The 12,399-nt window shown below is 40.5% G+C and carries 5 protein-coding genes; 2 read left to right on the top strand and 3 right to left on the bottom strand.

The window, feature by feature from the left end:
- Positions 1-40 precede the first annotated feature (40 nt).
- Entirely contained in the window at positions 41-1,336 is a 1,296-nt protein-coding gene (locus AB0756_RS37730; RefSeq protein WP_050045383.1) for a pentapeptide repeat-containing protein, read from the bottom strand.
- A gap of 978 nt (positions 1,337-2,314) precedes the next feature.
- Here AB0756_RS37730 and AB0756_RS37725 point away from each other — a divergent pair.
- On the top strand, positions 2,315-2,995 hold the full coding sequence (locus AB0756_RS37725) for a response regulator transcription factor (RefSeq protein WP_038091277.1): 681 nt from the start codon (positions 2,315-2,317) through the stop codon (positions 2,993-2,995).
- Between the two features lie 17 nt (positions 2,996-3,012).
- A complete protein-coding gene (locus AB0756_RS37720) occupies positions 3,013-5,046 on the top strand; it encodes a sensor histidine kinase (protein WP_050045382.1) in 2,034 nt (677 codons plus the stop codon).
- On the opposite strand, the gene AB0756_RS37715 is transcribed toward AB0756_RS37720, so the two are convergent.
- Positions 4,937-8,653, bottom strand: coding sequence for a two-partner secretion domain-containing protein (locus AB0756_RS37715; RefSeq protein WP_408019942.1), 3,717 nt, complete (start codon positions 8,651-8,653; stop codon positions 4,937-4,939). The two genes, AB0756_RS37720 and AB0756_RS37715, sit on opposite strands and share 110 nt — an antisense overlap.
- A gap of 47 nt (positions 8,654-8,700) precedes the next feature.
- Positions 8,701-12,327 (bottom strand): two-partner secretion domain-containing protein, encoded by a 3,627-nt coding sequence (locus AB0756_RS37710; RefSeq protein ID WP_408104046.1) that lies wholly within the window; start codon positions 12,325-12,327, stop codon positions 8,701-8,703.
- Between the last annotated feature and the right edge of the window lie 72 nt (positions 12,328-12,399).

Below are 12,399 nucleotides of genomic sequence, written 5' to 3'. Positions count from 1 at the left end.
AAATACACCAATTTTAGATTTACAATCACTCTTGCTTAAGTTAGCTTTCATTTTCACAATACAATTGTGCTATTTTTTTATCTAGCATTTTTACACTGCATAGATTTTTAACATTTCCTAAATTGGCATTCTCCAAGTTAGCATTATCTAGATTTGCATCTTTTAATTGAGCATTTGTTAGGTTAGCATTAGTCAGCGTAGCCCCTACTAAATTAGCACCCGTTAGATTAACACCAACTAGGTTGGCATTATTTAAGTTGACCCCGCGTAGATCTTTACCACTCAAGTTAACACCAGATTTAATGAGATACGCGCCTTTTGGAGCATTACCATCTGCAAACTTAGTTGTTTCCGTATAAATGCTACGAACTAATTGCTCTTCCTTGTATGTTGTATTCCTCAAGTCAGCACCACTTAAATTAGCACCATCCAGTTGAACTTCTGTCAGATCGATACCCCTTAAATTAACATCTGTTAAATCTTGACCGCGAAGGTCAGCACCAGGTTTGATGAGATAAGCACCTTTTGGAAGATAACCATTTGGAAACTGAGTTGTTTCCGTGTAGACACTGCGAGTTAAGTTAGCGCCTTCTAGCTTAGCCCCGCTCAAGTTGACACCTACCAAATTAGTACCAACCAACTTAGCTCCTGTCAAATCTGCATTGCTTAAATCGGTACATGATTGTTTGTTGTTTTGTTTCTTTTGTAGTTGACTAGCCTCTTTCAAACAACTTAAATTAGCCCCACTTAGGTTAGCACTTCGCAGATTAGCCTTATTTAAATTAGCATAAGAAAGTATAGCTCTCTGAAAATTCACATTATTCAAATCGGCTTTTTCAAGGCTAGCATTCCAAAATTGAGAATCTTGGAAAATAGCATTGTTTAAAACTGCTTCGTCCAGTTGAATTTGGCTGAGATTAGCATTATTAACTTTCACAGCTTCTAGCTTAATTTTTTGGCCAAAAATTAAGTCAGCCCCAAGAATATCCCATTTTTGTCGCCTCTGGCTCCATCCATTTAAGTTTTCTAGAGCAGCAGTTCTCCCACCATCACCAGACTGTTCTGAAGACGAGCTAACAAGCTTCCAAGCATCAGAGCGAGCTTGTTGGTGATGAGCCGGAATTTCCACAGTTAGTAACCAGGTTAACGCTAAAATAGGAGTAAATACTTTACCAACAACACCTAAATCTCTCTTTTCTAACCAATCAAAAAAAACTTTAAGTACATCTGCTCCAGGTAGACTTTTTGGAAGACTAATCCCATTCTGGTTATTTTGAGATTGAGATGAAGGTTGATTGTTAACATTTTGAGAATTGTTAGATGAAGAAATTTTCATTGCTTTCTCCTATTTCAAATTTAGTAGGTTTTTTGTATCTACAATCAGCTTATATTTGACAAAAACCACTTATTGGGATAAAAGACATAATGTACTGATAAACAAACAAAGCCACATTACAACTGTGAAAAAAACAATTTTCAAAAATAACTCCGAAGCTTTTAAATTGTTTTGAGCAAAGTTATTTTGAGCCAAGGAGTATGAAGTAATTACATAAATGACTTGATATCTTCTTTTCAAAATAGATATTCTCCTTAAATTTCAAGTACTGATACTTTATTTAGTTGGAAAAATACTTTGCAATTGGGTTTAATAAGCATTCGAGTACTCACCCGATACTTATTCGGTGGCGACTGGTATTGATTTAAGTTGTTCTCTTCATGTAGTAGTGTGCTTCTCTAAAAACTTATCGCTGGGAAATTAGAGCTTTATCTAAAAAAATTAGACTATTTACAATAGTTTACAAAACTCTTCTTAAGCCACGGAATGCAAGTTTCTTAATAAAGTAAAATTGGATACTGTTAGTTCAGTAATGAGTTTCAGCATTTTTATGTCCTTATACCAATTTTCTATGAAGATGCATACAATTAGCCTGCGGAGGCAGGCTTTGTTTGTATAGCCCACTCTTCCAGAGTGAGGGCAATAATGTGCAACTTCACATAGAGTTAGTATTATTTACTAAACTATTAAGCTTAAGTAATAAGATAAAAACATCGTTTGAATTATGCACTTATCATTTGTGCTGTGTTAAATACCAAATCTAGGCGTAAAGAATACACTTTTCTGTATGCGTTTCTAAATTTACCTCTAATACAATAAATGAGTACACTAACAGATACGTTTATAACGCTGCCTTATGTATCAAAAATAACTCAATAACGACTAAAGCCGAATCGCTCTTAGCACCTTACACCATGTTCAATAACACTATTTTTGTAGGACAGGACTGTGGTAAAAGTAAGTTTTAAGGAATTCATAATGAGTCAAAATTTACCAAACCAAGGAAAACAAAGGATTCTCGTCGTAGACGACCACCAATTAATCCTGGGTGGAAGCCTAAATATACTCAAACAGGAGTATCCAGACGCGGAAATTCTCAAAGCGGAAACAGCACAAGACGCCCTTGATGTACTAGCAGGCTGTCAGCTTGACCTCGTTGTCATAGACCTGTCCATTCCCGAGAAGTCTGGAGCGATCGCTCAAATTGACACGGGTATTCAACTGCTCAAGACCTTAATGAAGAAGTGTCCTACGCTCAATCTTGTCGTGCAAAGCAGTTATATTAAGGCATTAGTGCGTATTAAACGTGAAATTGACGACCATGAAGGGGGCTTTGTCATCGCCAATAAAGGGCTTTCGGAAAAGGAAATTTTAAATAGGGTTAACTTGGCGCTACAAGGTATCACCCATACAAAAGATATCAAAACAGCATTGGAATTTAAGCCAGAGTGGCTGGAAGTTTTAAAGCTAGCATTTGAAGAAGGATTGCAAGATAAAGCTATTGCCGATCGCATGCACATACACGAACGAACCGTCCGTTCCTATTGGACTAAAATCCAAGACGTTTTAGGTGTTTATCCTGAAGATTGCAAACAAGAAGGCAAAAATATGCGAATTCAAACGACAATCCGTGCTAGAGAGGAAGGACTAATTGATTAATAAGGAGATAATAATTCATGACTGGGGATTCTGGAACGAAGATTTGGAGAAAAATTAAAAAAGAACTTGTTATTTGGCGTATAGGAGCGTTACCAGGGTTTGCAGTCTTAACAATTATCGTTATTGCTCGGTTATATGGGTTACTTCAGCCTTTAGAGTGGATGGCTCTCGATAGCCTTCTACGTCTGCGTTCTGCTGAACCTATGGATGATAGAATCACCATTATTGGCATAACTGAAGATGATATTCAAAGTGTAAAAACTTATCCTATTCCAGATAAAGAAATTGCAGTACTCATTAAGAAAGTACAAAGTTATAAACCTAGAGTTATTGGTTTAGATATTGTTAGAAACGTACCTGTTGAACCCGGTCATAAAGAACTGGTTGATGTATTTAAACAGAGTAAAAATGTAATTGCTATTGAAAAAGTTTTACCACCTCAATATGCACCTCCTCCAGATGTACCTGACAACCAAGTTGGTTTCGCAGATGCTCTATCAGATAAAGATGGCAATTCCCGACGGATTCTTATCGGTACACCATCACCAAATAGTCAAAACTACAAGTTTTCCCTCCCTTTGCGTTTAGCGGAAACTTATTTATTGAGGGAAGGGATTCCTTTAAGAAATGGGGTTCGCGACCCCGACACTATGCGATTTGCTTCAGTTGAAATTCCTCGCATTTTGCCAAATGCTGGCGGATATGTAGGAATAGATGCAGGTGGAGTTCAAACATTACTCAAGTGGCGGAGTGGAAAAGAACCATTTCGAGTTTTATATCTTAATGATATTAAAACTAATAAATTTCAGCCAGAATGGTTGCGCGATCGCATTGTTTTAATAGGTATAATGGCTCCCAGCGTTCCAGACTACATCAATACTGAAGCCGTTGCTGGTTTAAAACCGGATGGTCATATTTATGGTGTCAAATTTCACGCTCATGCTTGTTCCCAAATTATCAGTGCAGTTCTCAATGGACGACCGTTGTTAACAGTTTGGTCGGATAAGTGGGAATATCTGTGGATTGCGGTTTGGGGTTTTATTCCCATTGTCATTGGACGGTTAACTCAATCGGTACTTATGAACTTATTTGCTGTTGGCGTGACGAGTCTTTCCCTAATTGGAGGGAGTTATTTGCTTCTTCTATCCGGTTGGTGGGTTCCTGTCACCCCCAATTTGTTAATTTTAAGTATCAACGGTGTGGGTTTGAGTGCTTTTGCGTTTTATCAACGCGATCGCGCCATGCAGTCCCAACTCAACGAACGCCAACGCACTATCGACCATGCATTTACTCTCATTCACAACGGACCTCTGCAAACACTTGCTAATGCTTTAAGATGCGTTCAAGAGCAAGATTTTCCCCAGGATAAATTACACGGTCAATTAGAAAATCTCGACCAAGAAATTCGAGCCATAGGCGAACACTTGAAATCAGAAGCCCTCAATCAAGAAGAAAGCCTTCTTTTAGGAAGTGGCTTAAAACTCGATTTAAAACTTCCCATTCACGAACTCTTCTATGAAGTTTACACCAGTACGCTAAAACGAGATCTCACCCATTTTCAAAATCTTAAATTGAAAACCCGCGCCTTTGACCCTATTGAAGAAAAATATTTAAATATCGAACAGAAACGAGAACTCTGCCAATTTTTAGAAGAAGCCCTATGCAATGTTGGCAAACACGCAGTAGGAGCCAAACGCATCCAAGCCACTGGCAAAGAAAACGAAGGCTGGTATACTCTCAGCATTAAAGATAATGGGTGCGGGATTGGTTCAAATACAGAAAATAAAGGAACAAAGCAAGCTATAAACTTAGCGAGAAATTTGAGAGGTCATTTTAAACGAGAATCTGTTACTCCTCGTGAAACTTTGTGTGAATTAACCTGGTCTTTAAGAGGTCGTAAAGGTCAGATCGAGAATTGGCTCAAACCTCTTTTAAAAGTCTTTAATCAGAACATTCCCGGCTCAAAACAAACTGACCAGAAGGTAAACGATAGACACCCTGTGCTTCCACAATCGGGTCGCCTTTCTGCCAAGGACGACGAGTCAAGTTAACGGATGGAGCAGTATTAGATACAGTACGCACAGTGCCAAAAGTATACTGCGACATCAAAGCATCTCCCGGACGAGAAGGTAAACCACCAGAACCCGTAATAACAAAACTCCCCTCTTGCGGGCGAGAACCGCGTGCAATGCAACTATTGGCAATCAAACTTGCAGTATCCACCAATTGAGCTTCCAACGGTACTAATTCTTGGTTTAAGTTGAGGTTTTGGGTATCGAGTTGCGTTGTACCACTGATGCCAAATTCAGATTTAGTCGTGATATCACTTAAAGGCGTAGTCTCTTGGCGGCGTTGAATACCATAGATATTCAAGGCTTTAATATTTATTCTGCCTCCATTACCTTCAGAAGCATTGGCGGTAATATCGCTGTCTTCATTAGGAATCGCAACAATGACGCCATTCAGCACATTGATGTTAATGTTACCGCCATTGCCACCTCGCTGTAAAGTCCCCGCCGTAGCCGTTATACTGCTTTTATTACGCAATAGCAAATAATTTTTGATATTTAGGGTAATATTTCCACCCTCACCAGAGGTAGTCTCAGTTGAAATTCTTCCTTGTTTGTCAAGACGAATCGAGCGAGCATCCACTTGGATATCGCCAGCCCTAGCAGCCTGTGACCCTTCTACCCGAGCAAATAAACCGCTATCGGAACCACCATTAGAGATGACAACATTGCCAGTTGCATTCACAGTAATGTCACCCGCAGATCCAATACCAAAAGCAGTTGTCTCAAGTCTTGCACCAATCAGGTCGAGATCTTTGGCATTAACAACAATGTTACCGCCAAGACCATTGCTGCTCGTCTTTGCAAATATTAAAGCATCTTGCAACACTAGAGAACCCTTGACATCTAAATTGATTTCGCCTGCGTTACCTGTGCTTTCAGTATCGCTACTGATAGTTCCACCTGTAATTATCAGATTGCGAGGACTACTAATGCTAATAGTACCTGCATTCCCCTGACCCTGTGTGGTGGTACTTACACCAGCTTTTTGAAATTCTATAGAAGCGGTTTCAATATTGATTTCTCCACCTTTCCCGGTGCTATCTTTCTCCGCAACGCTATAAATTCCTGCCTCTTCCATCTTCAAAGAATTTGCTCTTATACTAATTTTCCCCGCCTCACCGCCACTCGAAGTGTTTGCTTTTACATCCACCTTATTAAGTACAAAAGAACCTGCGACATCAAAACTAATTTCTCCGGCTTTACCTGTACTCGTTGTATTGCTACTAACTTCTGCGGATTCTATTCGTAATTCCTTTGCTCTTATACTGATTTCGCCCGCCTTACCTGCGCTCGAAGTACTGCTACTGATAGTTCCACCTGCAATTGTCAAATCGCTCTGACTACTAATGCTAATAGTACCTGCATTCCCCTGACCCTGTGTGGTGGTACTTACACCAGCTTTTTGAAATTCTATAGAAGCGGTTTCAATATTGATTTCTCCACCTTTCCCGGTGCTATCTTTCTCCGCAACGCTATAAATTCCTGCCTCTTCCATCTTCAAAGAATTTGCTCTTATACTAATTTTCCCCGCCTCACCGCCACTCGAAGTGTTTGCTTTTACATCCACCTTATTAAGTACAAAAGAGCCTGCGATATCAAAACTAATTTCTCCGGCTTTACCTGTATTTGTTGTATTGCTATTGATTCCTGCTGATTCTATTCGTAATTCCTTTGCTCTTATACTAATTTTTCCGGCGTTTCCCGTGCCTTGAGAGTCAGCATTTATACCACCGCCTTGAAGTATCATATTATTGTTGGCTCTAATGTTAATTTCTCCCGCGTTACCCGTGCTACCTTGTTCAGTTTTGCTATCAATTCCTCCTTGAATATCTAAAGAATTAGCTATTATACTAATTCTCCCACTGTTACTCGGTCCTTTTGTATTTGTAGCGATACCTCCACCATTGAAAGTAAAAGAGTCTGTAACATTAATATCAATTTCTCCAGCTTTACCCGTGCTCGTCGTGTTGCTGCTAACGCCCGCTCCTTCTATTTGTAATGTCTTTGCATGAATGTTAATCTTTCCTGCATTTCCCTGACCCTCTGAATTAGCACTTATACCTGCGTTCTTGATTGTTAGAGACTCTTTAACATCCAAGGTAATTTCACCCGCGTTTCCTTGACTATTGGATTGTGTGTTGCTGTTGATACCTGCTTCTGTGACTTCAATAGAATTGGCAGTAATGTTGACTTTTCCAGTATTACCAACGCCTCTAACTGTTGTTCCAATTCCGGAATTATGGGCTATCAATTTATCAACTTCAATTTTTATGTCTCCGGTATTACCCGTACTAAAAGAATTGGCACTAAAGCCAGAACCCTCCTCGAACAGCAGAGAATTCGTTTTCACATCTATCTGTCCGCCCTTACCCGCACCGAAGCTATCACTCCCAAGCCCACTGTTTTCCTCTACAAAAATAGAATCAGCTTTAACAATAATATCGCCAGCTTTTCCAGCTCCTCTTTCAACCGATTGAGTTTGAGTTCCCGCACCTCCAGTATTCTTCAATTTTATGCTTTTAGCATCCAACTGAATTGTTCCACTATCTCCCGAACCAAAGGTATAAGAGGAAATACTTGACTTGTTAATCGCGATGGAATCCCCAACAAGACTAATTTCTCTCCCATTTCTACTGCCAGTCGTATTTGCTTGTACAAGAGTCTCAGAGGTAAAATCAATGTTTTTACCTACGATCGCAATTTCCCCTCCCCCAACTCCAGTTGTCCCAATAAAGCTTTTGTTAGAAATATTAATATCTGCAAAAGAAGTGTTAGCGCGATCGTAACCCACCTTCCAACCTTCTGTTACTTGGTTAAGACTTACATTTCCATTGCTACCAACACTACCGATTTCAACACGTCCTACAGGTGCTTTGAGAATAGCACCTTCAAGAGAAATATTTCCCGACAATAGCGCTAGAGTTTTTCCTTCGCGAACTTCCAACCCCGGACGTTGACTGTCCAAAGAAAAACCGGGTTGAGCATTAACAACCCGGTCGATAAAATCTGACTGATAATTAAACTCATGCCCAATTCCTTTCACTGCGATCGCCCCTGGGTTGGAACCGAATTGCAAGCCAGCAGGAACACTTACAGTTAACAAAGAGTTCGCTCCTTCAGGCTTTGCCCTAAATTCCGTCCCATCTGCAAATTTAAGACTATTTGCAGTACTTCCAATAAACGAACCACCTATATCTAGGCGAGCATTACTACCAAACACAATTCCGTTAGGATTTATCAAAAACAGATTTGCTGCTCCGTTGGCTCGAATCAATCCATCAATATCAGATATTGACCCACCTGTTACCCTGGTAATAATGTTTTGTATGTCAACTGTATTGTTAAACCAAGCTGTGTTACCTGTCTTCACAGAAAACTCTTGAAAACTGTGAAATAGGTTCGTTCCTGCAATCGTTCCGCCAGTAATATTTATGGTGTTACCGTCTGGGATGACAATGGAATTATTTGGTAGAGTCGCATCTGGCGTAATTTGAGCCAATGTGCTGTTTGACCAAAAAACTAATACACTCGCGATCGCAATCTTCAGTCCACTCAACCACTTTAGACGTGCAGATACCACCGACATCGCACTCTCCTCGCTATTCAGGGGCAAGAACTCCATTTAGTATATATTCAATCAACACACTCCCGGCTCAAAACAACTTCACCCGAATGTAAACGGTAGACACCCTGTGCTTCCACAATCGGATCGCCTTTCTGCCAAGGACGACGAGTCAAGTTAACAGATGGAGCAGTATTAGATACAGTACGCACAGTGCCAAAAGTATACTGCGACATCAAAGCATCTCCCGGACGAGAAGGTAAACCACCAGAACCCGTAATAACAAAACTCCCCTCTTGCGGGCGAGAACCGCGTGCAATGCAACTATTGGCAATCAAACTTGCAGTATCCACCAATTGAGCTTCCAACGGTACTAATTCTTGGTTTAAGTTGAGGTTTTGGGTATCGAGTTGCGTTATACCACTGATGCCAAATTCAGATTTAGTCGTGATGTCACTCAAAGGCGTAGTCTCTTGGCGGCGTTGAATACCATAGATATTTAGGGCTTTAATATTTATTCTGCCTCCATTACCTTCAGAAGCATTGGCAGTAATATCGCTGTCTTCATTAGGAATCGCAACAATGACGCCATTCGGCACATTGATGTTAATGTTACCGCCATTTCCACGTTGCTGTAAAGTCCCCGCCGTAGCCGTTATACTGCTGTTATTACGCAATAGCAAATAATTTTTGACATTTAGGGTAATATTTCCACCTTCACCAGAGGTAGTTGCAGTTGAAACTACTCCCTGTTTGTCAAGACGAATCGAGCGAGCATCCACTTGGATATCGCCAGCCCTAGCAGCCTGTGACCCTTCTACCCGAGCAAATAAGCCACTCTTGGAGTTACTGCTGCCAGTGATGACAACATTGCCAGCCGCCTTCACAGTAATATCGCCCGCAGAGCCAGTTCCAGAGGTAGTGGTCTCAATTCGTCCACCAGGAGCCATCTCGAGATTTTTGGCATTAACAACAATGTTACCGCCAAGACCATTGCTGCTCGTCTTTGCAAATATTAAAGCATCTTGCAACACTAGAGAACCCTTGACATCTAAATTGATTTCGCCTGCGTTACCTGTGCTTTCAGTATCGCTACTGATAGTTCCACCTGTAATTATCAGATTGCGAGGACTACTAATGCTAATAGTACCTGCATTCCCCTGACCCTGTGTGGTGGTACTTACACCAGCTTTTTGAAATTCTATAGAAGCGGTTTCAATATTGATTTCTCCACCTTTCCCGGTGCTATCTTTCTCCGCAACGCTATAAATTCCTGCCTCTTCCATCTTCAAAGAATTTGCTCTTATACTAATTTTCCCCGCCTCACCGCCACTCGAAGTGTTTGCTTTTACATCCACCTTATTAAGTACAAAAGAACCTGCGACATCAAAACTAATTTCTCCGGCTTTACCTGTACTCGTTGTATTGCTACTAACTTCTGCGGATTCTATTCGTAATTCCTTTGCTCTTATACTGATTTCGCCCGCCTTACCTGCGCTCGAAGTACTGCTACTGATAGTTCCACCTGCAATTGTCAAATCGCTCTGACTACTAATGCTAATAGTACCTGCATTCCCCTGACCCTGTGTGGTGGTACTTACACCAGCTTTTTGAAATTCTATAGAAGCGGTTTCAATATTGATTTCTCCACCTTTCCCGGTGCTATCTTTCTCCGCAATGCTCTCGATCCCTGTATTTTCAATCTTCAAAGAATTTGCTCTTATACTAATTTTTCCTGCATCCGCGCTACTCGAAGTGTTTGCACTTACACCTACCTTATTAAGTACAAAAGAGCCTTTGACATCAAAACTAATTTCTCCAGCTTTACCTGTATTTGTTGTATTGCTACTCACTCGTGCTGATTCTATTCGTAATTCTTTTGCAGTTATACTAATTTTTCCTGCATTTCCCGAACTATTCGAGTCAGCATTTATACTGCCGCCTCGGAGTACCATATTATCTGTGACCTGAATATCGATTTCTCCCGCGTTTCCCGTGCTACCTTGTTCCGTCTTGCTATCAATTCCTCCTTGAATATTTAAAGAATTGGCTTTTATATTAATTCTACCGCCGTCACTTGGTCCTTTTGTGTTCGTAGTTATACCTCCACCATTGAAGGTAAAAGAGTCCGTAACATTAATATTAATTTCCCCTGCTTTATCCGTGCTCGTCGTGTTGCTCTCAATTCCCGATTCTTCTATTTGTATTGTCTTTGCATGAATGTTAATCTTTCCTCCATTTCCCTGACCCTCTGAATTAGCACTTATACCTGATTGTTTAACTGTCATAGATTCGTTAACATTTAAAGTAATTTCACCAGCATTCCCCTGACTATTTGATTCGGTATTGCTACTGATACCTGACTTTGTAAGCTCGACAGAATTGGCAGTAATGTTGACTTTTCCAATACTACCTACATTTTTAACTGTTGTTCCAATTCCAGAGAAACGGATTATCAGTTTATCAACTTCAATTTTTATGTCTCCAGTATTACCCGTACCAAAAGCATCAGCACCAAAATCAACATTGTTTTCAAGTCGCAGAGAATTAGCTTTAACATTTATCTGTCCGCCATTACCCGAACCAGAGCTATGACTTTCCAATCCACCAAAATTTTCAATCACAAACGCATCAGATCGGACAGTAATATCGCCTGCTTTTCCTGCGCCTATTTCAAATGATTTAGTCTCAGTAAATACTCCACCGTTGTTCTCGAACCGAATACTTTTAGCATCAAGTTGAATTTGTCCGCTATTTCCCGAACCAAAGGTATAAGAACCAATATTTGACCTGTTAATACCTATTGAATCACCAACAATACTAATGCCGACCCCGCTTTTGTTGCTAGTTGTATCCGCTCTGACGATATTCTCAGAGGTGAAACTGATATTTTTACCTGCGATCGCAATTTCCCCTCCCCCAACTCCCGTTGTCTGGATAAAGCTTTTGTTTGAAATATTAATATCTGCAAAAGAAGTGCTCGTGAGATCGTAACCCACCTTCCAACCTTCTGTCGCTTGGTTCAAACTGACACTACCATTGCTACCAACACTACCGATTTCAATACGTCCTGCGGGTGACTTTAAAATCGCGCCTTCAACAGACACATTTCCACCTATCAGGGCGAGAGTTTTTCCCTCACGCACTTCCAATCCCGGACGGTTCGTTTCCAGACGTTTAGCAGGTTGATTGGAATTAATAAGACTGATAATATCTTCTTGATAATTAAACTCATGCCCAATTCCATTTACTGCGATCGCCCCTGGGTTGGAACCGAATTGCAATCCTACAGGAACACTTACAGTTAACAAAGAGTTTGCTCCTTCAGGCTTTGCTCTAAATTCCGTCCCATCTGCAAATCTGAGACTATTAGCAGTACTTCCAATCAACGAACCACCTATATCTAAGCGAGCATTACTACCAAACACAATGCCATTAGGATTAATTAAAAACAGATTCGCTGTTCCGTTGGCGCGAATCAATCCATCAATATCAGATATTGACCCACCTGTTACCCTGGTAATAATGTTTTGTATGTCAACCGTATTGTTAAACCAAGCTGTGCTACCTGTCTTTACAGAAAACTCTTGGAAACTGTGAAATAAGTTCGTTCCTGCTATCGTTCCGCCAGTAATATTTATGGTGTTACCGTCTGCTGTGACAATGGAATTATTTGGTAGAGTCGCATCGGGAGTCATTTGAGCCAATGTGCTGTTTGACCAAAAAACTAATACACTCGCGATCGCAATCTTCAGTCCACTCAACCACTT

The sequence above is a fragment of the Tolypothrix campylonemoides VB511288_2 genome, assembly GCF_045999855.1.
Lineage (GTDB): Bacteria > Cyanobacteriota > Cyanobacteriia > Cyanobacteriales > Nostocaceae > Scytonema > Scytonema bouteillei_A.
The sequence above is the reverse complement of the archived record's forward strand: the minus strand, read 5'-3'. Positions and strand labels throughout refer to the sequence as shown.

Coding starts and splice junctions, on each gene's coding strand:
- AB0756_RS37730 (WP_050045383.1), bottom strand. CDS start 1,336: ATGAAAATTTCTTCATCTAACAATTCTCAAAATGTTAACAATCAACCT.
- AB0756_RS37725 (WP_038091277.1), top strand. CDS start 2,315: ATGAGTCAAAATTTACCAAACCAAGGAAAACAAAGGATTCTCGTCGTA.
- AB0756_RS37720 (WP_050045382.1), top strand. CDS start 3,013: ATGACTGGGGATTCTGGAACGAAGATTTGGAGAAAAATTAAAAAAGAA.
- AB0756_RS37715 (WP_408019942.1), bottom strand. CDS start 8,653: ATGTCGGTGGTATCTGCACGTCTAAAGTGGTTGAGTGGACTGAAGATT.
- AB0756_RS37710 (WP_408104046.1), bottom strand. CDS start 12,327: ATGACTCCCGATGCGACTCTACCAAATAATTCCATTGTCACAGCAGAC.